Genomic DNA, 21,629 nt, shown 5'->3' with positions numbered 1-21,629 from the left:
TGATGACTCCCGAGAAAAACCCCGCGCTGACCGGCGCGGTTCTGCCCACCTTCTTCTACTACGCGGTCCCGTCCATGGTGGGGCTGATCGCGCTCACCACGACGAGCCTCGTTGATGGTGTCTTCGTGGGAAACTACGTTGGCGCGGAGGCCCTCGCCTCGGTGAACCTCCTCGTCCCGCTCCTGACTGTGCTCTACGCCCTGGCCCTGATGCTCGCCATCGGTGGCTCGGTGGGCGCGGGCACGCACATGGGAGCGAAGGATCCAGGCACGGCATCCTCGGTCTTCAGCCAGACCCTCATCGCCACGGTCGCCACCACGGCTCTCTTCACCTTCTCGAGCATTGTCTTCGAGCCCTGGCTGTTCCGGCTTCTTAATATCCCGGCAGAGCTGGTGCCCATGGTCGGCGAATATTTCGGCATCCTGCGCTGGACCCTCATCATCCAGCTCACGACGATGGTTCTCTACTACTTCGTGCGCGCCGACGGCCATCCGATTCTTGCCACCGTCTCGCTTCTCGTTGGTTCGCTGGGGAACATTGGTCTCGACCTGTTCTTCGTCTGCCAATGGGGATGGGGCCTCGCCGGTGCCGCGTGGTCCACCGCCATCGCCCAGGTGGCACAGGCCGCTGTGCTCTGCATCTACTTTTTCAGCCGTAAGCGGACCCTTCATTTCATCTGGCGGCAAACCCGTTGGTCCCACCTTTTCAAGGCCTGCTACAACGGCGTTTCAGAATTCATCAACGAGATCTCCGCCGGCATCATCATCTGGCTGCTGAACTTCCTCCTCATCGGCCGCCTGGGAGTGGATGGCGTCGCCGCCTTCAGCGTCGTGAGTTATTACATCTACCTCAGCTTGATGCTGACCTACGGGGTAGCTGACGCCCTCCATCTCCTTGTCAGTCAGAACTTCGGCGCGGGGAACCCCCAGCGCATCCGGCAGTTCCTCTCCACTGCACTCATCGGTTCCAGTGGCATCGGCCTCATTCTCGCCATCTCTCTGCTGCTTTTCGGCGACCAGCTCACCGGTTGGTTCCTGAGCGGCGAGGATGCCGCCATCGTCGAAGAGGCAAGCCGCCTTGCCTTTGCCATCTGGCCGCTCTTCCTCGTCAACGGCGTCAACGTCATTCTGAGTTGCTACCTCACCGCCATCCACCGGCCGACCCCATCGGCCATCGTCGCGATTCTGCGCGGTCTCATCCTGCCTGCCTGCCTCCTCCTTGGCCTCGCCCACCTTTTCGACCAGGCAGCCCTCCGGGACAGCTTCTCGCAATGGTCCTTCCTCTGGGCTCTACCCCTCGCCGAATGGATCACCTTCGCCGTCGCGATCGCCTTCTGCTACCGCCATCGCCCCGACCGATTCGAACCTGCATTTCCGCTTCAACCCGTCGAGGACTGATTTTCCCCCATGCACCTCACCGCCGCCGCCGCCTCGCTCCAAACCTTTTGCAACTGCTACCTCCGCGAAGTTGACGAGGGACACTGGCAGGCCCCCGCACACTTCGCCGCCCGCTTTGGCCTCGCTGCCGGGCCTGGGGTCCGCGATGTCGTGGAGCTTTCACTTCCGCAGGTCGGCACGACCCTCGCCCTCTTCATTCGCTACCGATCCCTGGTGGGACGTCATACCATCGCCGAAGTCCACGAACGCCCCGCTGGTTCATCAGCCTGGCAGAAGCTCGATGCACTGACGGCTCAGCTCCGTCTCATCGACGAAATCTACGCAAAACATCCCGGCAGCCCACAACGCCTCGAACTGCTGTCACGGGTTGTCGAGAGCCATCAGGTGATGGAGCGCTATCTCGCACACCGCCGCGCGAGGAAGGATCTAGGAAATCCCGCACACGAGACCCCGTTCATCGAATCTGAACAGGCCGTCGTCACCGGCCACTGGCTCCATCCCACGCCCAAGTCGCGCCAGGGCATGCACGCATGGCAGCACCCCGTTTACACTCCCGAGCTCAACGGGCGGTTCCGGTTGCAACTCTTCGCCGCCCGTCGCGAGCTTGTCATCCAGGAATCCCTCCTCGACATGTCTGCTGAGGCCCTGGGCTTTGAAATCGCGTGCCACGGACTCAACGAAACGGGTCGCCGACGTCTCGCCGATCTCGCTGCCTCTGGCTACGCTCTGCTGCCCGTCCATCCGCTGCAGGCCCACTGGCTTCATCACCAGCCTCACGTGCGGGAACTCCTGGCCGCAGAGTCGCTCATCGCCCTCGGCGAGCTGGGGCCCTGTTTCACCCCGACGTCCTCGGTGCGCACTGTCTATTCGGAGGATCTCGACTGGATGCTCAAACTCTCCATTCCGGTGAAACTCACGAACTCCCTCCGGCTCAATCTCAAGAGCGAACTCGGCGACAGTGTCTGGATCACCCAACTCCTGCGAGAATGTCGCGTGGAGGACGAGTTTCCCGGCTTCTTCGTCCTTGAAGATCCCGCCTATCTGGGCCTCGATCTGCCTGGGATCGAGGAAACAGGTTTCGAGGCCATTTTTCGCGCCAATCCCTTTCGCGGCTCCCGTCGTCACCAAGCCGTCCACTCCATCGCCGCCCTCACGGAGGATCCCCTGGATGACACGGGCCACTCCCGCCTGTTCGACCTCGTCCGGCTTCTGTCCAAGCGGCAGGGGCTCTCCCTTGCACACGCAGCGCGCCGCTGGTTCGACGCCTACTGGACCGTGGCCATCGCCCCGGTCCTCGGCGTGTTCGACCGCCACGGCATCGCCCTTGAGGCGCACCAGCAGAACGTCGTCATTGGATTTGCTGACGACGGAACTCCCGAGGCCTCTTACTACCGCGACATTCAGGGCATCGCCCTGGCCGAAAGTCATCGCGAGACCCTGGTCAATCTCGTGTCTGAACTCGAGGACCTTCCCAAAGTCTTCGAGCCCGACGACATCGTTCGCAACGGTCTCGGCTATTATCTTTTCTTCAACCACCTCTTCGCCATCGTCCACCGCTTCGGAGCCGATGGATTGATGGACGAGCAGGTTCTCCTCAGCCACATCGAAGCCAAACTCGACGCTTTGCGCAGCGCCATGGACGGCCCCGGTGCCGCGCTCATCGACACCCTCCTGCAAAGCGACTCTCTGCCTTGCAAGGCGAACCTCCTCACTCGCATCGAGGACCGTGACGAACTCGAGGCGGAATGCGAGCTCGCCATTTATGCGCCGATCGCCAATCCACTGGCGCGGGGGTTGGGTGAGGTTAAAACTCCTGCATTTGAGATGGTGGGAGCGGTGTGACCCGGTTTCCTGATGTCTTGAGTTTGTGGAGTCTCTCCTTCAAGTCTTCCCACCGTTCGTTTACATGCCCATGAATGCTTTGGTAGGATCTACCTTCTTGTTAGTCGCTGCTGTGTTCGCTGGCAGCTTTACGCCCGCCTTTGCGCAGGTGAAGGAGTTTGGCTGGCATGACAGGGGTATGACGCCCTACATCGCCAGCCAGCTGGATCCCCGCTTCTCCTACACGCTCTACATTCCCAAGGGCTACCAGGAGAACGGCACAGAAACTTGCGAGCTTCTTGTCCTTGTCCACGGCACCGAACGCCGTCCCGATGTTTACGTCGAGCACATGCGGGACTTCTCCGACAAGCACCGTGTCATCCTTCTCGCCCCGCTCTTCCCCCTCAACACCCACGGTCGCCAGGATCTGGAGAACTACAAGCTCATCGACTACAAGGGCACCCGTTACGATCTTGTCCTCCTGAGTATGGTCGATGAGGCTGCCTCGAAATACCGTCTCACGGGGAACACCTTTTTCATGCATGGCTTCTCGGGCGGAGGCCACTTCACGCATCGCTTCTTCTATCTCCATCCCCACCGCCTCCGTGCCGTTTCCATCGCTGCTCCTGGCCTGGTCACCCTCATAGATAACACCGCCGACTGGTGGGTCGGCACCCGGGACCTCTACAAGCGCTTTAACGTGAAACTGAACCTCGCCGCCATGCGCCGCGTGAGCGTCCACATGGTCGTGGGTGCCGAAGACACTGATGAATGGAACGAACCCATCACCCGCGATTCCGAATACTGGATGGGCGAGGGGGTGAAAGGAGCCGATTACAAAATTACAGGAAAGAACCGCATCGAGCGCCTCGCCACCCTCAAGAAGAACTATGAGCAGCACGGCATCCCGGTCACCATGGACATCGTCCCCAGTGCGGACCACGACGAAACGAAACTTTTCCCCGCGGTCCAGAAGTTCCTCGAGGGTGAGCTCGTCAAATGAGTGCGCCGTCTGCTGAGTTGTATTGAGCCTCAGCGAACCGGCTCTGTGTTCATCAGGGGCAGCCGTCCTCGCATTCAGAAACTCCTCTGGTTTCCGTCCGTATCGAAAATCGCCGTGCCGCCGTCCTGGCCAGCAGGTGGTATACGGCTGGATGCAGGAGCGTGAGGCGCTGCGAGGCCTTAGAACCTGTTTGGATAAAAACATCCGGGTGTGGCAGGTTCAATTAAGGGAATGAGATAAAAGCGGCTTCGCCGAGCCTGAGAACTGCCCCTCCGGGTTGCGGTCCTTTTGAGCCTGGACGGCGTTGCTCATCGGTTGTGAATCTCGATTCACGCCCTCTTCGCGCCTTGTCCAGACTCAAAATGCCTCGCAACACACCCAGCGTTTTTATCCAAACAGGTTCTTAGGAGTAGCACGCCACCCCCGCGCCTCGCAGCGTCCCTGCCCGGTGCACGCTTCAAGTTGTTTCCCAAATCAGGCGCAGGCCACCTTCGCGAGCCGCGAAGCGGTCGAGATGGTCATCGATCGCGCCCCAGTAGGCGTCGAGTTGTGTCAGCGTGGACGCGGTGAGATGGACGTCGAGCCGGGATTCCGTCGAGCGGAAGATGGCCGTCGCATCCTCGGGATAGTCGGGGTCGTCGTCTTCTTTCGGGAAAACGACTTTGGCCCCTTCGTCATCAAGCTGGACGTCGAACTTGCGCGCCCAATGCTTGCAAAGAATGTTGATATAGCGCTGGCCGTTCTGGACCTCGGCCGTACCGCTGCGCGTGAGAGTGGTCATGGGTTGTTTCCTGTGGCTTTACTAGGGCATCATATGTTTCGGATGCACCGACGTGGGCATCATCCGCAGCACCGACATGTGGTAGCACATGTTGCCACGGTCCTCGACGGGCTCAGAGTACAGGTCAGCCAGGGCCGCCTTGGGGAAGCTGTGCGGCCCCACGATGCGGTAGGCGGAGGGGTTGAAGCTTCCAAACCAGACCTGGATAAAGAGCTTCGGGTTCAGGAACAATTTGCGAAGCGGCAGGAGGCAGCCGATCTCCCGAGCGAGCGCGTCAAGGTATAGAACCTGCGAGGGGTGGGATTCGGTGTGCCGGGGGCTCAGCTCGGTCCAGTACTCCTCCCAGCTCTTCTCCTCGGCGATGACCTCGGCGAGGTTGGGAGGCGGCTGCAGCTTGCCGCTGAGCACCCGTGCGAAGTAGCGGGCCTGCATCTCCGCGCAGATCGGGATGCCGCCGGAGAAGGGACGCAGGAAGCCGATGAAGGCGACCCTGCCATCGTGACCGGGATGCAGGAAGTGCCGGTAGAGGTTGCGGACGTTGCCGTCTTCGATGCTCAGATCCCCCAGCGTCAAATCGCGCTCGTAGCCGGTGCACAGCACCACCGCGTCGTACTCGGCTGACGCACCATCTTTGAAGTGGACGGTGTTGCCCTCGGCACGTGCCAGTCCGGTGTCGTTCACCACCACTTTGCCATTCACAATGCTCGGGATGAAGCTGACGTTCTTGCAAAAGATGCCGCGAGGGCTCCAGCTGCCTTCCGGGTGGGACTTCTCGTTCCACTTTTTGATCAGGTCCCAGTTTTCCTTCTCCTCCTCGCAGCCCACGTCCATCTTGTAGGGCACCATGGGTTCGCCGAGCAGGTTGTACTCCGCGTAGGTACGCGGCTTGATCCGTTCACGCAGAGCCTGCACAATACCTCCAATCGACGAGATCAGCCCCAGGCCGACTGACATGGCACCGAATGCCGTCTTGGCCAGCCGACTGCTGCCCCAGAACGTTTTGTAAGGCACGGGGCGTGTGGTGGCGCGATCGTACATCTCGTGGTGGTGCGCTCGCACGGTGCGGCTGTCGGTGCTGCGGTGGTCATCCACAATCCGCGCCAGCAGGAAAGTGTAGGAGCGAATCGCCAGGGTGGTCTTGGAGGCGGTCTCGCCAATCTCCCGCACGATGTCAGCCCCGGACTCGGCCAGGCCGACGATCAGCACGCGCTTGCCGCGGAAGCGCTCGGCGTTGCGATACCCCGCGGAATGTACGATCTCGCCAGTGAAGCCAGCCAGTTCGGGGAACTGACGTTGGGGCGTCTTGAATGGGCCTGAGCACATCGCCACCGCGTCGAAGTTCTCACTGGACTCGACTCCGCCGAAGCGAGACGTGACGACATAACCTTGCGCGGTCTTCTTCACATCGGTGACCTCCGTGTGGGATCGAATGCTGCCCAGGAGACCGAAGCGGTTGGCGTATTCGGTCAGGTAATCGAAGTACTCCTGCCGGGAATAGAATTTGCGGCCGCCCTTGAAGGGAAAGTCTGAGAAGGCCATCAACCGCATGGAGATGGTCAGCTTCAGGTGGTCGAACGCTTTCGTCTTCGTGCCGTCGTCGCCGTCACGCAGCCAGATCCCGCCGACGCCGGAGTTCTTGTCGTAGCAGACAACCTCGTGTCCCTCATCGCGCAACTGTTTGACCGTAGTCAGTCCACACGGTCCTGCTCCAACAACACAAACTCTCATTTCCGAAATCTCCTTCTCTTATGTTTGGTGGTTCTTGCGGTGCCACCACAGATCGATCGCTTCGATTGCATGTGGCAGTTTTCGAATCGCTCATCTGATATTGAGATTCATTAGCTATGTCAACATGAGAAAATGTGCTGGATTTGTTGTAGGCCGTTCGGAAAGGAGAGGAAGTTGGAACAGCAACGCGCCCACGATGAGATCGATGGCCAATGTTGCGATGCTGGCAACCGGCCATCAGGGATGGCAGCTCGACACCAGGATTCAAGGTGTGGGAGCGACCGTGGTCCTGATTTGGAATTTGAATTTTGAGTCTTAGAAGCCTCCTCGGCCCTGTTGGAGAAGATCCAGCGGCATGGTGCGTCCGATGGAAATTGCAGGCCACAGGGCGGCGAGGCTGGACAGCAGGAGGACTGCGGCAAGGCTGCTCAGCACCTCCGGCCAGGGCACGACAAGATCGGTGTTCATCCCTCCAAAGAAACTGATGTAGCGTGACATGCCGGCGCCGCACCATCCGGACAAGGTGCCAAAAACCAGACTGAGGCCGCCTGCGACGATGCCGATCAAAACGCCCTCTGCCACCACCAGACGCACCAACATGCTGCGGGTGTAGCCGACGGAGCGGAGAATGCCAAAGTCCCACCGCCGCGCATGCACCGAGGCGAGCAGGGTATTGAACACCCCCACCGAGGTGATGAGAAGCACCACCACGGGCAGCCGGCTCAGGACCCAGAGCCACTGCCGGGAGTGGGCATTCACGATGTCACGAATGTCCTCGATGCTGTGCAGCTTCACGTAGGGCTGCTCACTTCCGGCGGGTGGATCACCCACCACAGCGGGTTTTCCTGAAGATGTTTCCAACAACCTTCTGGCGGACTCCTCCACCGCCTCTCTGTGAGTCTGGTCAAGGTCCCAGTTGAGCCATAGGTACGGGGCGGCCTGAAACTGGAAGTCCTGCGCCACCGTGGCGTAGTCGGCGAAGACCAGGGCCGCCGCCCGGTGGGTGCGGGTGCGCATGCCAGTGGGCTTCGTCTGCCAGTGCCAGCCAGGCATCTTCACGGTGGCGGCGATGACGTAGGAAACCGGCTGCCCAGGACGTTCCGGCGGTACCAGCTCAAAGGAATCGCCCAGCTTCAGTCCGGACTCCCTCAGAAAATGATCGGGCACGATGCAGCCGCGCCCCTGCCGGAGCAGCGCCACGGCCTGCTCCGCATTACCTTGAACCCACTGAAACTTGAACAGCGGTGAGCTCCCTCCAAAGGCACGCTGAGCATCCACCCCCACGATGACGACGCTGTCCTGCCGCACCACAGTGGCGCGCACCGCACTGTGGGTGAGATCCTCCTTGAGCCGGGGTTGTTCCACGACCACCGGCAGGGCTTCCGTGATGCCTTTTAACAAACTCATCTGGGCGGCCGCGACGGGATCGATGCCGCCCGGGCGGAAGGCGATCATCGCGTCCGGTGCCCAGCGACCGGGAAGGAAGCCACCCAGCATGGTATGCCCCCAGACGTGAATGCCGATGAGCAGGCCGAGCCCGACGCTGAGGGCCACCGAGGTGGCGAGGGTGCGGGACAAGTTCGATGAAATCTGACTCAACAGCAGTCGCGGCGGGATGCGCAGAACGCGGGCGAGCAGCGGGCTCAGGCCGCGATCCACAAGATGCACGAGCGCCGGGCTGCACAGCACGACACCCGCTGCCAGACAGAAGAGACCCACCAGCAAGTAGGCGACAAAGGGCTCCTCATCCCCATGCGGCAGCACGCGGGCCACCAGGGGATACACCGCCAGCAGGACCAGTCCCAGCGCCAGCCAGCCGGGCCGAATGCCTCCAGAGGCGGACTCAGCGAGCTTGCCCATCACATCCAGCGGGCGCACCCGCATGGCCCGCCATGCCGGCCAGACGGAGGCCAGCAATGCCCCGCCAAAGGCGCAGACTGCGGCGAGCGTCAAACTGAACGAGCCCACCACCGCCCCGTCTTCCAGCAGCTCAGGAGCCCTGGCCACGGCCAGCTTCATGAGGAGCCAGCCGCTGGTGCAGCCCACCACGTAACCGACGGCCCCGAGCAGCAACGCCTCCATCACCACCAGCAGGGCCGTCTGCGTCCGGGTGAGCGCCACCGCCCGCAGGATGGCGAGCTGCCGGATGCGTTCTGTCACACCCATGTTCAGCGTGCTCAGGATGATGAAGAACGCAGCCAGCATGGAGACGGCTGCTGCCATGTGACCCTGGAATTCGAGATTCTCCGCAGAGGCGCTTTCATCCAGCGCCTCCTCGATATCATGGGCCTCCTGGAACTGGCACGGGGTGGCCAGAGCACTCAGCCGGGGAGACCACTGGAAGCGGAACCGGGTGAGGTCTGCTCCTTCTTTTACACCCACCCCGATGAAACTGATGCGGCGGGACTCCCCTGTGGCCCGTTCCAGAAGGTTCGTGGAGACAAACAAACCACCCACAGCGGGGGTCATCGTCTGCGTCTTCGCCACGGAGGCACTCCAGCCGGACACGTCCGGGCTGCGGACCAGCCCCACCACACGGAGACGCTGCTGTCGTTTCCCTAAACCGACGACCAGCTCATCCCCCACCCTCACTCCCGCAGCCTCCGCTGCCGCGAGGCTCAGTACGCCCTCGGCCTCCGGTCCGTCGGCCCTTCGGATCCAACGGCCGTCCGCCAGCTCAAAGGGCGGAGCTTCCGCATCCGTTCCCACCACCGTGCCCGGCAACTCACCCCGCCTACCTGGGGTGGCTGCAGGTTCAGCCCGGTCCACGGCGATCTGCGCAGCCCACATGGGATCCGCCACTCTTACGGAGGGATCGGCGCGCAACAGCGCCACGGACTCCGCCGGCACGTCCTTCTGCGCAGGAGCCGGAATGACGCCGGGTGCCATCTGGCTGAAGTGGCTGATGGGCGCCACGGAGAGTTCATACCGGCCGAGCGCGAGGTTCGCGTACTCGTCGAACGTCTTGAGCAGCGCATCATAACCGCTCACCACCCAGATCACCATGGCCGCGGCCGCCGCAGTGGCCAGAGAGGTGAGGGTGAGGCGCAGGGGATGCTCCCGCACATGAGCCCAGGACAGTCTCAGAAGGGTTTTCATGCGGCTGATTGAAGCGCGTGTTCATAAGCCAGGGCGACCGCTTCCGCTCCGGCACCGGGGGTTACAGGAAACTCGGAAAGGCACCGACCGTCCTTGAATACCACCACCCGGTCCGCCCACATCGCCACACGGGGCTCGTGGGTCACCATCACCGTGGTGCGCCCCTCTCGTGTCACGAGGTCCCGCAGCACCTGGCAAAGCTCCTGTCCGGTGCGGGAGTCGAGACTTCCCGTGGGCTCATCCGCCAGCAGAATGGCGGGCTCCATCATGAGTGCCCGGCCAATGGCCACGCGTTGCTGCTCCCCTCCGGAAAGGGCATCGGGCCGGTGGTGCCGGCGGTCCAGCAGACCCATGCGCGTCAGGATCGCCTCCGCCCGCTGTTTCACATCCGGCAGCTCCATGGCAGGGAGCTGGATGTTCTCCTCCGCCGTGAGGCTGGGGATCAGGTTGAAGGCTTGAAACACCATGCCCACCTGCCTCCGGCGAAAGCGGGTCAGTGCCGCGTCTGAGAAGGCGGCAAGGTCCTGGCCCGCCACGATCACTTTGCCCTCATTCACATCCGTCAATCCTGCAATGGCATGCAGGAGCGTGCTCTTGCCCGAGCCGGAAGCTCCCATGATGGCGACGAACTCACCGGACTTCACCGTGAGATCGACCTGGTGGAGCGCATGGATCTGTCGCACGCCCTGGGTATAGATTTTGACCAGGCGTTCCAGCCTGACGGGATGATCACCAGATGAACTCATAGTGGATTGGTCTGTCGGGAAAGTGGGTTGGGGCAATGACTGCACCGTTCGCCCCCAGGAAGAACCGACCGTTCGATAATCTCCCCGGTCGTGTAGCCAAACATTTCCTTGGCACTTCGGTTCCAGCTTGTAGTCGCCCCCTGCAGGCTCTTGCTGGTGATCGCATCTTCGGCAGAATCCACAATGGCCGCCAGCATCAGTCGGGCGGGTGGAGCAAAGTCGCCTGGAAAGGGTTCGGGATGCATGTGCGATTGGCGTGTCGAACTTAGAGGATATTCTCCCGGCATCATGTTCCAAGTTCAAACTGTACACCGGGCCGGATGAAAGGTGTTTTTTCTGCAGAGGTTGCCCAATTCATCCATCTTGCGCCTCTTCAACGCGGGCATTGCTCGAACAGCTGTGATGAACACTATTTGTCCGAACCCATCTCAGCCGGTAGACGGCCCAAAGCAATCCCAGACCCAAGTAGATGCCAGCGTAGACCAGCAAGGTCTTGTCTCCCAAGCTTTGGAAGGCGACGCAGCCCAGAAGTGAACCCATGAAGAAGCTCGTGGCAAGGAGCAGCGGCACGGACAGTTTCCATCCCGCAATGTCATGTCCTCTGAGTTTCATCCCCAGATTCGTGCCAAAGTCAGTCAGCAACCCCGTTACATGGGTGGTCCGCAGAATCATGCCACGGTAGTGGGTCGCCAGGGCATTCTGAAGACCACAAGCCAGCCCAGCCAGCCCCATGGACAAGGTTGGCCATGCGTCGAGGGAGAGATAGGCCAGCGCTAGAAAAAGACCCAATGCCACAACAGAACGTCCATAGGGACGTGAGAACTCAATGTTCGGATGGTGGATCAGGAATCCAGCCGTCGCCGCGCCAGTGATGAACCCAAGCGTGGCAGCACCCAGTTGCACAACCACAAGGGGGACGGAGTCATTGCCAGAGACAACACTCAATGCCACCTTGGCCACATCTCCTGTCAGATGACTGACCGAGGTCCCCAAACGCATCAAATAGGAGGCGTTGACTCCCGCGCTCAACGTCGCCAGGAGACATCCAGTGACCACGGCAAGCTTCGGGTGGAAATGGACAGACATGAGAAAAGTTGTGGGAGGTGAACCCTACCAGTTGCTCGCGCCAGCAACGATCCGCCGCGCTTCATGAAACGACACCCTTCTGGTCCCTCCCGGCCTAGAGGTAGACATCCCGAAGTGACATCCACGCCAGCGCCCATGTTTCGATACGCGCCCGGATCTGACCAATGCCAATCCCCACCTCTGTTTCATTGGCTAGGTTGATATCATCACGCCGTGCGAACAGAAGGAGTTTGACCAACAGCCGGGGTGTGAGGCGCAGGACGTGATGCAGGGCTCCTTTTCGGTTCAGCCTGGTGCCTTCAGCCTGAAGGGCAGCTTCGAACTCGACCGCCAGGTGCTGTGCTTCACAAGAATTCAGCCAGTACTTGACCGCAACGATCATGTCCTGCTCCACAAGGAACGAGCAGATGAATGAGTTTCCACGCCTGGAGTTGTTCAGATCACTGTAGAGGTCATCCATAGCCGGTATTTGAGCTGGTAGATGGTGATGAAGAGGAGGCACCGGGTTCAGGCCATTGATACCGCAGGGCTCCCCAACCTCGGATCAAACGACCAGGACCCCAGCAGGGTCTTTTCCTGGTTCGTATACCCACGTTGAACTGATGGGGATGCGCCACGCGATCGGTTGACCGCCCCCACACCGGCGCAGGCCAGCAAAGCATGGCGCCGCTTCTTGATCCAAAACCTCAACCGGTCATCGAACAACGACTCCACACACTCGTATGAATCGGGTATTTCTTCCTGGTCCCCCCAATAGGTGGCAACCCGGGTGCCCAAAGGTACCGCTGACAACTGCCTGTAGACGTGCTCCGTATAGATGTCATAGAGCTTTGGGTCCAGCGTCACGCTCGAGTCAATCCTGAACGAGGGCAACGAGTTCTCCTGGAAGGGATTAAACAGATAGAAGGCGTCAAACTGGCGAAAGTCGATGTCCAGAATGTTTCCTTGAACGATCTCCACTCTTGGAATTTGAAAATGCTGCAGCAGTGACTGCGCTATGCGAACCAGGTTTCCCCTCTGCTCCACACCGACAAAGTACCCTTGGGTGATGGACGCCCCCGCTGCGCAAAACTTCCCCAGACCACATCCAACATCCAGCACCCTGGCGCCGGGCCGGTCCACCAGGAAGCGGGCCGCTTCAAATGCAACTCCGACCGGCGTCCAATGCCGCTGGGAAAGGTTTTGAAACTGCTCTGGCAAGATGCAGTCGAACTCTTCATCCGAGTGAAACTGTCGGGGGTTCAGTCTGGCATGTTCGGGTTCGTTGCATAAGTCACAGGAAAACGGAGGCATGTTTCCCCTTGTTTGCAGCTTGGATGCCAACCCCCTTCAACAAGCCACAATCAACTCATCTTGAGTATTTTACGCACACATTGAGATCCCGACAGGACAGTCTCTTTCTGAAAATTGTGCAAATACTGCACTTGCTGTCGCCCCTTTGTGCAGGCATCTCTGACCCCGCATGGATCCGTCGCAGATTCACATTCTGGTGTTAGATCGCAGACCAGCTTCAGCCAGATCCATTCACCAGATCCTGACCAAGGCAGGCTACCGCGTCGCGCTCGCCACAGACGAAACCGCCGCACTTCATCTGGCTTCTGCCGAACTATTCAATGTGGTGGTAAAGTCCTTCAATGCCCGCCAGGTCACGCCTGAGTCATTGATGCTAAAGCTTCGCAGTCTCGCGCCCGACACCCAGTTCATCCTTGCCGGTGAAGGCAGCACGGTCGAATCCGCCGTCAGCGCCATGAAAAATGGTGCGTTCGACTACCTGACGGCACCGCTAGATGAAGGCAGGCTGCTGGCGTCGGTCCAGAACGCCCTGGACCATCAATCGCTGATCGCCGAAGACCAGCAACTCAAGATCCGCCTGCGCCGCCGTTCGGATCCCGACATCTTTGCCGGAGGAAGCGAAGCCATGCAAGCCGTGAGCCGCCTGATCGCAAAGGTGTCGTCAACTGATGTCACGGTATTGATCGAAGGAGAGAGCGGTACAGGCAAAGAGATCATCGCACGGGCCATTCACGAGAAGAGCCGGAGACGCACCCGGCCGTTCATCGCCGTAAACTGCGCGGCGCTTCCGGACAGTCTGATCGAAGCGGAGCTATTTGGCCATGTCCGCGGGGCCTTTACGGGAGCGGTCGGCGACAGACAGGGACGGTTCCGCCTGGCCCATGGTGGCACGCTGTTTCTGGATGAAATTGGAGATCTTTCCACCAAAGGCCAGGGCGATCTCCTCAGAGTGCTGGAGGACGGCATGTACCGTCCCATCGGGGGCACAAAACTGGAGCGGGCCGACGTCCGCATCATCGCGGCGACCAACAAACGCCTGCAGGAAGAGTGTGAAAAAGGCCGGTTTCGCGATGATCTCTACTATCGGTTGAACATTGTCACCATCAGCCCCCCTCCCCTTAGAGAAAGGGTGCAGGACATCCCCGACCTGATGTCATCCTTCGCAAAGCACTTCTGCGCCAAACACCAACGCCGCCCGAAGAGGTTTTCGCAGGAAGTTGTGTCCCTGTTTCAAACCCTGCCCTGGCCGGGAAATGTCCGGCAGTTGCGCAACCTGGTAGAACGTCTTGCTGTCACAGTGACGCAGAACGTGATCGGAAAGGAGCAGATTCCCGATGACGTTGTCCAGTCAGACAGAAAACGGCTGGGATTTACGATTCAACCCGGCATGACCATTTCCCAGGTGGAATCCGAGCTGATCAGACAAACCCTCCTCAAGTGCACCTCAAATCGGCAGGAAGCCGCCGACATTCTGGGGATCAGTCGTCGGACCCTCCAGTACAAAATCAAGAGCTACGGCCTCGATAGACCAAAGCCCAAAGGCCGATCATAGCGGTTTATGCCGTGATGGGGTGTCGCAAATTTCGCCGTATCCTGCAAGGCAACTCAACAGCCCAAACGCTCCACTACGAGCCCTCGCGTGGCTTGTGCTTGCGGCCCATGTGATTGCCTGAGGCGGCCTCATAGCGGAAGGAAACAAACTCGCTGCGTTTGAAAACACAGTCAGGATGACCCGCCCGCCACAATACGACAGATTCACTGCCTTCGACATGGCCTTGCGCAAGATGGCGTTGCTCGGGTCCGGTCTTCATCTTGATCGTGTACAGCCTCACGCTGTAAAATCGCAAGCCAGATTTGGGTCGCAATAGGTAAGTCCTTTACGCAGGCAGCAGGTCTGAAAGAGACGGTAACGGAATCCGTGTTGTGACGGCTGGATTGCCAACAGGCGTTTCATCGATCCAATGTGCCCCTCCCCTCGATTCACTCAATTAGTCTCCACTGTCTCCGCATGCCGCCTGATGGCGAGCAGCTGACCACTCTGCACCAGACGGGCGCGCACGATGTTCCGGCTGATGCCGAGCAGGCGGGCGGTCTGGAGTTGATTCCGGTGGCAATACTCGTAGGCAGTGTTGATCACGAGGTCCTCGACCCGCAGGTGGAGCTGCTCCCCGCCCTCTTCAAACAGGGCGAGCAAGGCCGAACGGAAGCGCGACTCCGCCTCCAGTTCCCGATGGTTTGAGTTGGAAGGGCTGACGGTGCGCGGGCGCAGGCTGGCGAGGTTCAGATCCTCCGGCCGGATCACGCGCCCCTTGCTGACAAGCAGCGCGTGATGAATGACGTTTTCCAGCTCGCGGATGTTCCCGGGCCACGAGTGACCGGTGACCAGCTGCTGCTCGGCCACGGGGCTGAGTGTGGCATTGCGCACCCCGAGCCTCTCCCCATAGATCCTGAGGAAATGGCGCGCCAGTGGCAGGATGTCGCCAGGACGTTCCCGCAGCGATGGCAGATCCACCGCAGCCACTTTGAGCCGGTAGTACAGATCCTCCCGGAAGCGCCCTGCGGCCACGGCCTCCTCCAGATGCACGTTCGTCGCCGCCACCAGGCGGACATCGATCTCCACCGGCTTCCGCGAGCCGATGCGCACCACCTGGCGCTCCTGCAGCACGCGCAGCAACTTCACCTGCAGAGGCAGGGGGAGATCACCGATCTCATCCAGGAACAGCGTGCCGCCATGGGCGGTCTCGAACCATCCGGGCTTGGCGACGGTGGCACCGGTGAAGGCGCCGCGCTCATGACCGAAGAGCTCGCTCTCCACAAGCGTCTCAGAAAACGCCCCGCAGTTCACGGCGACAAACGGACCCCGGGTGCGGGCACTCAGATCATGCAGATGTCGGGCGATGATCTCCTTGCCCGTACCGGTCTCGCCCACGATCAGCGCATTGGCATCGCTGGGGGCGATGAGCTCAATGCGCTGCATGAGCGCGAGGGACTTGGGATCCTCAAAGACGATTAAACTCGCCCGATGGACCGCTGCCTGAGCGCGAACGTTCGGCAGCGTCAATACGGACTTGGAAGGTGCTGGCATGCGACAAGGAAGTCTAAGGGTGATTTTCCTGACTTGGTGTATCGCGCCCTGGGTGTTGGTATTCAGGCGGCTGTGACGGGCAGATTCAGGCTGTGCCCGAGTTTCTGCTGCTTGGTGTGCAAGTAAGACAGGTTCTCATGATTTGGAGCGGTGATCAAGGGGATGCGCTTGGTGATCTTGATGCGGTAGCCGGAGAGCTCGGTGAACTTCGCCGGGTTATTGCTCATGAGATGGATGGAGGTGAGGCCGAGGTGCGTGAGGATTTGCGCGCCCACATCATAGCTGCGTGAGTCCACAGGCAGGCCCAGGTCGAGATTTGCCTCCACGGTATCCAGCCCCGTGTCCTGCAGGGCATAAGCCTTGAGCTTGTGGGTCAGACCGATGCCGCGCCCCTCATGCCCCCGGAGATAGACCACCACGCCCTCGCCCGCTTGAGCGATCCGTTGCAGGGCAAGATCGAGCTGCTGGCCGCAATCGCAGCGCAATGAGCCGAGGATGTCTCCGGTGAGACACTCGGAGTGCACTCTCACCAGCACATCCTCCCTGCTGGTGACGTCCCCTTTCACCAGGGCCACATGCTCGACGCCATCCAGCAAAGAGAGAAAGGTGTGCGCGGTGAAGACGCCGTGCTTGGTGGGCAGACGGGCCGAGGCGGTGAGACGCACCACCGCCTCATTCTGCCGACGCCAGGCGATGAGATCGGCAATGGAGAGGAAGGGCAGGCCATGCTGCCGGGCAAAGTCCGTCAACTGCGCGCCGCGCATCATCGAGCCATCGTCATTCACCAGCTCACACAGCACCCCGGCGCGATGCAGGCCCGCCAGCTCAGCCAGATCCGCCGCCGCCTCAGTATGCCCCGGACGACTGAGCACACCACGAGGATGAGCGCGCAGGGGGAAGATGTGCCCCGGGCGGGCAAAGCCATCCGCAGTGGCAGAGGGATCCGCCAGGGCGCGGATGGTACGGCTGCGATCCGCCGCCGAGATGCCGGTGGTGGTGCCGTACTTCCAGTCCACCGTGACGGTGAAAGCGGTTCGATGAGATTCCGTATTTTCCTCAACCATCAGCGGAAGGTGCAGCTGCCGCAGCCGCTCGGGTGAGAGGGCCACGCAGACGACGCCGCTGGTGTGCCGCACCATGAAGGCGAGCTTCTCCGCCGTGGCCTTCTCTGCGGCCAGGATGATGTCCCCCTCATTCTCACGGCTGGCGTCATCCGCCACCACCACCAGCTCACCGCGCGCGATCGCGGCGAGGGCGTGCTCCACCGGGCTGGACCAACTGGGGCTGATGCTCATGAGTAAAAGGACGGGTTCGGGATGCGACGGTTCAGCGACCAGTCGCCCAGCTCCCGGAGTTTGTAGTCCACGGGATCATGCAGCGTCTGGGTGCGGAGGTTCCGCCAGTAGCGGTCCAGCCGCGCCGAGCCGGTGGTGGAGCGTGAACCCATGACCTCAAACATGCGGTTCACAATATCCAGCCCCGACTGCGTGGTGATGACCTTGGCCGTGGCAATATCCAGCGCGGCGCGGCCGCGATGGTTCTCCGTGATGGCATCGCCAATCTCCCAGGCCCGCTGGAAGGAGTCGCCCGCACGATCCGTCACCAGCTTGGCAGCCTGGAGCTGGGCATAGATCTCGCCATAGTGCCGGAGGATGTAGGGATCCTCCTGCGGGGTCTCCACATTGGACGTGATCCACGAGCGCGTCTGCGCGGAGGTGTAGGTCCGCGCTTCATTGAAGGCCCCCTCGGCGATGCCCAGAAAGATGTTGGAAAAGATGAGCTGGGCAATGCAGGGCCGCAGCGTGGCGCGGGTGCTGCCCAGCGGTCCGGGGCTGCGCAATATTTCCTCGTCCTCCAGCACGGCATCGGCGAACTCCACCGTGCCGCTGTCCGTCTGGCGCTGGCCCATATTGTCCCAGTCGCCCCGCACGGCCACTCCCTCACGCGGCAGAGGCACAGCGGCGATGAGCAGCCTGGGATTGCCCGGCTCCACGGCGGAGACGATGAGCGCATCCGCATCCGCCGATCCGGAGGCAAAGCCCTTGCGGCCATTGACCACACGCTTGTCCCCTTTCCACGAGACGGTGGTGTGCACATCCAGGGGATTGAGCGCATTGCCCCAGAACCAGTTGTTGGCGACCGTCTGCGTGTAGTAGTGACGGCGCTGCGCCTCCGTGCCGAAAAGCTCCACCGTGGCCAGCATGAGGTGCTGAAAGCCGAAGAGATGGGCAATGGAGCTGTCCACCCGGGCAAAGAGGCGGATGATGCGAAAGATCTCCGGCCACTCCGCCCCCAGCCCCCCCTCACTGGTGGGGATCAACAGATTGAGCAGCCCGCTTTCCCGCAGCTGGTCCCGCTCGGCCTTGGCCGTCCCGCCCCGCTTGTCCCGCTCCACAGCCGTCTGCGCGAACTCTCCAGCGAGCCGTTCGGCGATTTCCAGCGGGTGGGATCGATTGGGCCTGGATGGCGGTTTCTCCGCGAGCGATTCAATGACAAACATACTGTACAGATGTGGGTGGTTGGGCTGTAAAGAGGAGGGTCTGATGAAATAAGGTGCGGCAGGCAGGGGCCGCACCCCGCAGGCTGCTGCGGTGAACGCAGGCCCCTTCTTGCGAACTCGCGCCGCGGCAGGATCAAACCTGCACCTGAGCCTTCAGCGTCACGGCCAGACGCCCCAGGCTGGTGTCGAAGCGCTCCTGCAGGTGGTCATCCAGCCGGAAGCCGGTGTCCGTGTAGTGAAACTGGGTGTCCACGACGAACCCCCCCTGGCGCAGATCGGTGGCCCCCAGCACGGAGAGCACGGGTTTCAGGGAATAATCAATGGCCAGAAGATGGGCCTGGGTGCCCGCCGTGGCGATGGGGACGATGGTCTTGCCGCGCAGCGAGTTCTGGGGCAGGATGTCGAGCAACGCCTTCAGACCGCCCGTGAAGGAGCCCTTGTAGATGGGGGTGGCGATGATGATCGCCCTGGCGGCCTCCACCTTGGCCTTGAATGCGGCAAAGGACTCACTCTCATAACGGGCCTGAATGAGATCCTCCGCGGAGAAGTCGAGAATGCTCACCGTCTCGTTGGAGACATTCCAGGCTTCGAGCGTGCTGGCAGCGAATGCCAGCAGGAGGGAGGAACGGGATTTTTGAGCCGGGCTACCAGAGATCAACAAGACGTCGGACATGGGAAGAGTACATTTACGAGTGGAGATGGATGTCGGGTTCTGGACTAACCAAGTGTTGATGATGACCCGGGACTCTCCTGGGGACAGGCTGCGTAGAGGAACACGGCCTGCCTCGAAGATAGCGGTCCACTCACAGCACTAGGCAGCCTGAGGTGCAGGTTCTGCCTCAAGCTCACGCACCAGGGGAAGGACATGCTTGCCAAAATACTCCACCTCCTCCTGGAAGTGGAGAAAGGCCGTGAGGATGAGATCCACGCCGATGCGCTTGAGGTTCACGATGCGTTCCGCGATCTGGCGCGGAGTTCCGATCAGGTTGGTCTTGAAGCCATCGTTGTACTGCACCAGGTCCTCGAAGGTGGACTTGGCCCAGTTCCCCTCGCCTTCAGGGGAGGCCTTGCCGGCATTGCGCACCTCGTGCTCGAAGCCGTGCACCGCCTCGGGGTTGGCCTTGTCGATGATCTCCTGCAGCACCGCGCGGGCTTCCTCCTCGGTGTCGCGGGCGATAACAAACGCATTCACCCCGATCTTTACCGACCGGCCATTGGCAGCGGCCTTGGCACGCAGATCATCGATCTGGGTCTTGTGTCCCTCAGGTGTGTTGCCGTTGGTGAAGTACCAGTCGCTCACGCGGGAGGCCATGTCCCGCGCCGCACGGGAGCTGCCGCCCTGAAAGATCTCCGGATGCGGTTGCTGGAGCGGCTTGGGTTTCAGGGAATAATTGTTAAACCGGTAGAAGTCGCCCCTGAAGGTGAAGCTCTCCTCCGTCCAGATGCCCTTGAGCGCACGGATGAACTCCTCACTGCGGCGGTAGCGCTCATCGTGGTCCAGCCAGGGCTGGCCGATGGCGGCGAACTCCCCGCGGAACCAGCCGCTCACCACGTTGATGGCCACACGCCCGCCGGTGATCTGGTCCAGCGTGGCCAGCTGCTTGGCCGCCACCGCTGGCTCCCAGGGGCCGGGCAGCAGCGCGACGATGAGCTTCAGCTTCTCTGTGGCAGCCAGCAGGGCGTGACTGAAGACGAGAGGCTCATGCTGGTACTCCGCCCCATAACCTGCCGTGAAACGGATCTGGCTCAGGGCGTAGTCAAAGCCGCTCTGCTCGGCGATCTGGGCGAGCTTGCGGTTGTAGTCGATGTCCCAGCTGGTGCGCTGCTCGATGTTGCTGATGACGAGTCCGCCGCTCACGTTCGGTACCCAGTACGCAAACTTGAGGGGGGCGCGGCCGTCGTCTCCGTTGTTGGAGGTGTGGGGATGGCTCATGATGATGTGGTTTGTTTTGGTGAAGATGGAATGGCTGGTGGGGCACGATTCCCTGCTCAACACAGGCCCCAGACAGGGGCTGTCAGGCACATCTCCGCGAGGCCACGGTGGATGGGAGGAACTGGAGGCGCGCAGAAACTGCTGCCAGTGAAACAATGGCAGGAGTCATGCCAAGGCAGTTAACATGCTGACAGTGAGCAGATTGCATAATTTATAGGCTTTTTGGTGGTGAATCGACCGCAACAGAAACTGCTGCCTAAGTGCTGCTGGAGCAGCAACGTGGCGGAAAACGGGCCCCTCACGTTCCCGCGAGGGTTTCAGGCCGGGACTGGCTGCCAGCGGGGGCCTCGCCCAGGTAGAAGGACTTGATGTCATCACGACGCCGGATCTCCTCTGCGCGCCCCTCCAGCACGGTGACGCCCGCCTCCAGCACGGTCACATGATCAGCATACTGGAGGGCCACCGTGGAGTTCTGCTCCGCCACCAGGATGGAGAGCCCCTCCTCCTGATTGAGCTGCTTCAGGATGCGGAAGATGCTCTGCACGGTTAGAGGAGCCAATCCCATGGAGGGCTCATCCAGCACCAGCAGCCTGGGCTTGGAGAGCAGGGCCCGGCCGATGGCCGTCATCTGCTGCTCCCCGCCCGAGGCCAGGCCCGCGAGCGTCTGGCGCTTCTCCGCCAGACGGGGAAAGATGTCATAGATGCGGTCCAGGGCACTGGCCAGCTTGCGACGCCGGTAGCCATGCCCCAGAGCGCCGGTGAGGAGGTTCTCCTCCACCGTGAGACTGCGGAAGCAATGACGGCCCTCCAGCACCTGCGCCAGGCCCTGGCGGACGAGATCCGCCGGACTGGTGCGGGAGACATCACGCCCCTCATAGCGAATGCGCCCGGCGGTCACCTGCCCGCGGAGTGCAGGCAGGAGATTGGACACGGCCTTGAGCGCGGTGCTTTTGCCCGCGCCGTTGGCCCCGATGAGCGCCACGATCTCGCCCTTCCTCACGGTCAGGCTCACATGGTGCAGGGCGACGATGGCGTGGTTGTACACCGCCTCGACATCCTCCATCACGAGATGCACTTCCGGGGCGGGTGAAGGGGCCGGTGCTGGACCGGTCCCCTGTGATGATGACGCTGCCTCACTCATGGGCTGGCCGGTGTTT

Annotated in this window: 19 protein-coding genes; 4 read left to right on the top strand and 15 right to left on the bottom strand. The window is 61.3% G+C overall.

The window, feature by feature from the left end; genetic code table 11:
- The first annotated feature begins 2 nt into the window (after nt 1-2).
- From BV034_RS07075 to BV034_RS07065, 3 genes are all read left to right on the top strand, one after another.
- Nucleotides 3-1,397 carry an MATE family efflux transporter gene (locus BV034_RS07075; RefSeq protein ID WP_050025520.1) on the top strand — a complete coding sequence of 465 codons (1,395 nt, stop codon included), beginning with the start codon at nt 3-5 and terminating at the stop codon, nt 1,395-1,397.
- Nucleotides 1,398-1,406: 9 nt separating this feature from the next.
- A complete protein-coding gene (locus BV034_RS07070; RefSeq protein ID WP_050025518.1) occupies nt 1,407-3,239 on the top strand; it encodes an IucA/IucC family protein in 1,833 nt (610 codons plus the stop codon).
- A gap of 97 nt (nt 3,240-3,336) precedes the next feature.
- The gene (locus BV034_RS07065) at nt 3,337-4,221 is read left to right on the top strand and encodes a hypothetical protein (RefSeq protein ID WP_265592730.1); all 885 of its coding nucleotides are present in this window, start codon (nt 3,337-3,339) and stop codon (nt 4,219-4,221) included.
- Between the two features lie 457 nt (nt 4,222-4,678).
- Here BV034_RS07065 and BV034_RS07060 read toward each other — a convergent pair whose 3' ends face one another.
- The 8 genes from BV034_RS07060 to BV034_RS07030 form a co-directional block, all read right to left on the bottom strand.
- Entirely contained in the window at nt 4,679-5,002 is a 324-nt protein-coding gene (locus BV034_RS07060; protein WP_050025514.1) for a DUF2218 domain-containing protein, read from the bottom strand.
- Nucleotides 5,003-5,023: 21 nt separating this feature from the next.
- Nucleotides 5,024-6,730 carry an NAD(P)-binding domain-containing protein gene (locus BV034_RS07055; RefSeq protein WP_050025512.1) on the bottom strand — a complete coding sequence of 569 codons (1,707 nt, stop codon included), beginning with the start codon at nt 6,728-6,730 and terminating at the stop codon, nt 5,024-5,026.
- A 315-nt stretch (nt 6,731-7,045) separates the two neighbouring features.
- A complete protein-coding gene (locus BV034_RS07050) occupies nt 7,046-9,829 on the bottom strand; it encodes an FtsX-like permease family protein (RefSeq protein WP_050025510.1) in 2,784 nt (927 codons plus the stop codon).
- Nucleotides 9,826-10,575, bottom strand: coding sequence for an ABC transporter ATP-binding protein (locus BV034_RS07045; RefSeq protein ID WP_050025508.1), 750 nt, complete (start codon nt 10,573-10,575; stop codon nt 9,826-9,828). Before BV034_RS07045 ends, BV034_RS07050 begins: the two co-directional genes overlap by 4 nt.
- Nucleotides 10,572-10,772 (bottom strand): PAS domain S-box protein, encoded by a 201-nt coding sequence (locus tag BV034_RS36795; RefSeq protein WP_343123284.1) that lies wholly within the window; start codon nt 10,770-10,772, stop codon nt 10,572-10,574. The genes BV034_RS07045 and BV034_RS36795 overlap by 4 nt, the downstream gene beginning before the upstream one ends.
- Nucleotides 10,773-10,929: 157 nt before the next feature.
- Nucleotides 10,930-11,661 (bottom strand): YoaK family protein, encoded by a 732-nt coding sequence (locus BV034_RS07040; RefSeq protein WP_050025506.1) that lies wholly within the window; start codon nt 11,659-11,661, stop codon nt 10,930-10,932.
- Between the two features lie 94 nt (nt 11,662-11,755).
- Complete coding sequence (locus BV034_RS07035; protein WP_265592729.1) at nt 11,756-12,043, bottom strand: hypothetical protein; 288 nt, start codon at nt 12,041-12,043, stop codon at nt 11,756-11,758.
- 125 nt (nt 12,044-12,168) lie between these two features.
- The gene (locus BV034_RS07030; RefSeq protein WP_081887629.1) at nt 12,169-12,954 is read right to left on the bottom strand and encodes a class I SAM-dependent methyltransferase; all 786 of its coding nucleotides are present in this window, start codon (nt 12,952-12,954) and stop codon (nt 12,169-12,171) included.
- A 169-nt stretch (nt 12,955-13,123) separates the two neighbouring features.
- Here BV034_RS07030 and BV034_RS07025 point away from each other — a divergent pair, with 169 nt between their 5' ends.
- Entirely contained in the window at nt 13,124-14,506 is a 1,383-nt protein-coding gene (locus BV034_RS07025) for a sigma-54 dependent transcriptional regulator (RefSeq protein ID WP_050025501.1), read from the top strand.
- Between the two features lie 73 nt (nt 14,507-14,579).
- Here the strand turns inward: BV034_RS07025 and BV034_RS07020 are convergent, their stop codons facing one another.
- The 7 genes from BV034_RS07020 to BV034_RS06990 all read right to left on the bottom strand — a co-directional run bounded on the left by BV034_RS07020 (nt 14,580) and on the right by BV034_RS06990 (nt 21,535).
- On the bottom strand, nt 14,580-14,765 hold the full coding sequence (locus tag BV034_RS07020) for a hypothetical protein (protein ID WP_050025498.1): 186 nt from the start codon (nt 14,763-14,765) through the stop codon (nt 14,580-14,582).
- Nucleotides 14,766-14,938: 173 nt separating this feature from the next.
- Nucleotides 14,939-16,039, bottom strand: a complete 1,101-nt coding sequence (locus BV034_RS07015) for a sigma-54 dependent transcriptional regulator (RefSeq protein WP_050025497.1) — start codon at nt 16,037-16,039, stop codon at nt 14,939-14,941.
- Nucleotides 16,040-16,101: 62 nt separating this feature from the next.
- On the bottom strand, nt 16,102-17,334 hold the full coding sequence (locus BV034_RS07010; protein WP_050025494.1) for a bifunctional 3,4-dihydroxy-2-butanone-4-phosphate synthase/GTP cyclohydrolase II: 1,233 nt from the start codon (nt 17,332-17,334) through the stop codon (nt 16,102-16,104).
- Nucleotides 17,331-18,539: an acyl-CoA dehydrogenase family protein gene (locus BV034_RS07005; protein ID WP_050025493.1), complete on the bottom strand. Its 1,209-nt coding sequence runs from the start codon at nt 18,537-18,539 to the stop codon at nt 17,331-17,333. The genes BV034_RS07010 and BV034_RS07005 overlap by 4 nt, the downstream gene beginning before the upstream one ends.
- A 133-nt stretch (nt 18,540-18,672) precedes the next feature.
- Entirely contained in the window at nt 18,673-19,212 is a 540-nt protein-coding gene (ssuE, locus tag BV034_RS07000) for an NADPH-dependent FMN reductase (RefSeq protein ID WP_050025491.1), read from the bottom strand.
- A gap of 138 nt (nt 19,213-19,350) precedes the next feature.
- Entirely contained in the window at nt 19,351-20,472 is a 1,122-nt protein-coding gene (gene sfnG, locus BV034_RS06995) for a dimethylsulfone monooxygenase SfnG (RefSeq protein WP_050025551.1), read from the bottom strand.
- A 298-nt stretch (nt 20,473-20,770) separates the two neighbouring features.
- Nucleotides 20,771-21,535 carry an ABC transporter ATP-binding protein gene (locus BV034_RS06990; protein ID WP_050025489.1) on the bottom strand — a complete coding sequence of 255 codons (765 nt, stop codon included), beginning with the start codon at nt 21,533-21,535 and terminating at the stop codon, nt 20,771-20,773.
- Nucleotides 21,536-21,629 lie beyond the last annotated feature (94 nt).

Origin of the sequence: Verrucomicrobium sp. BvORR034, assembly GCF_000739635.1 — a bacterium.
In the GTDB taxonomy this organism is placed as follows: Bacteria; Verrucomicrobiota; Verrucomicrobiia; order Verrucomicrobiales; family Verrucomicrobiaceae; genus Verrucomicrobium.
The sequence above is the reverse complement of the archived record's forward strand: the minus strand, read 5'-3'. Positions and strand labels throughout refer to the sequence as shown.

Excerpts from the sequence above, each read along its gene's own strand:
- BV034_RS07040 (WP_050025506.1), bottom strand. The coding sequence starts at position 11,661 with ATGTCTGTCCATTTCCACCCGAAGCTTGCCGTGGTCACTGGATGTCTC.
- BV034_RS07005 (WP_050025493.1), bottom strand. The coding sequence starts at position 18,539 with ATGTTTGTCATTGAATCGCTCGCGGAGAAACCGCCATCCAGGCCCAAT.
- ssuE (WP_050025491.1), bottom strand. The coding sequence starts at position 19,212 with ATGTCCGACGTCTTGTTGATCTCTGGTAGCCCGGCTCAAAAATCCCGT.
- BV034_RS07015 (WP_050025497.1), bottom strand. The coding sequence starts at position 16,039 with ATGCCAGCACCTTCCAAGTCCGTATTGACGCTGCCGAACGTTCGCGCT.
- BV034_RS07030 (WP_081887629.1), bottom strand. The coding sequence starts at position 12,954 with ATGCCTCCGTTTTCCTGTGACTTATGCAACGAACCCGAACATGCCAGA.
- BV034_RS36795 (WP_343123284.1), bottom strand. The coding sequence starts at position 10,772 with ATGCTGGCGGCCATTGTGGATTCTGCCGAAGATGCGATCACCAGCAAG.
- BV034_RS07050 (WP_050025510.1), bottom strand. The coding sequence starts at position 9,829 with ATGAAAACCCTTCTGAGACTGTCCTGGGCTCATGTGCGGGAGCATCCC.
- BV034_RS07060 (WP_050025514.1), bottom strand. The coding sequence starts at position 5,002 with ATGACCACTCTCACGCGCAGCGGTACGGCCGAGGTCCAGAACGGCCAG.
- BV034_RS07025 (WP_050025501.1), top strand. The coding sequence starts at position 13,124 with ATGGATCCGTCGCAGATTCACATTCTGGTGTTAGATCGCAGACCAGCT.
- BV034_RS07055 (WP_050025512.1), bottom strand. The coding sequence starts at position 6,730 with ATGAGAGTTTGTGTTGTTGGAGCAGGACCGTGTGGACTGACTACGGTC.
- BV034_RS07075 (WP_050025520.1), top strand. The coding sequence starts at position 3 with ATGACTCCCGAGAAAAACCCCGCGCTGACCGGCGCGGTTCTGCCCACC.
- BV034_RS06990 (WP_050025489.1), bottom strand. The coding sequence starts at position 21,535 with ATGGAGGATGTCGAGGCGGTGTACAACCACGCCATCGTCGCCCTGCAC.
- BV034_RS07070 (WP_050025518.1), top strand. The coding sequence starts at position 1,407 with ATGCACCTCACCGCCGCCGCCGCCTCGCTCCAAACCTTTTGCAACTGC.
- BV034_RS07035 (WP_265592729.1), bottom strand. The coding sequence starts at position 12,043 with ATGATCGTTGCGGTCAAGTACTGGCTGAATTCTTGTGAAGCACAGCAC.
- sfnG (WP_050025551.1), bottom strand. The coding sequence starts at position 20,472 with ATGAGCCATCCCCACACCTCCAACAACGGAGACGACGGCCGCGCCCCC.
- BV034_RS07020 (WP_050025498.1), bottom strand. The coding sequence starts at position 14,765 with ATGAAGACCGGACCCGAGCAACGCCATCTTGCGCAAGGCCATGTCGAA.
- BV034_RS07045 (WP_050025508.1), bottom strand. The coding sequence starts at position 10,575 with ATGAGTTCATCTGGTGATCATCCCGTCAGGCTGGAACGCCTGGTCAAA.
- BV034_RS07010 (WP_050025494.1), bottom strand. The coding sequence starts at position 17,334 with ATGAGCATCAGCCCCAGTTGGTCCAGCCCGGTGGAGCACGCCCTCGCC.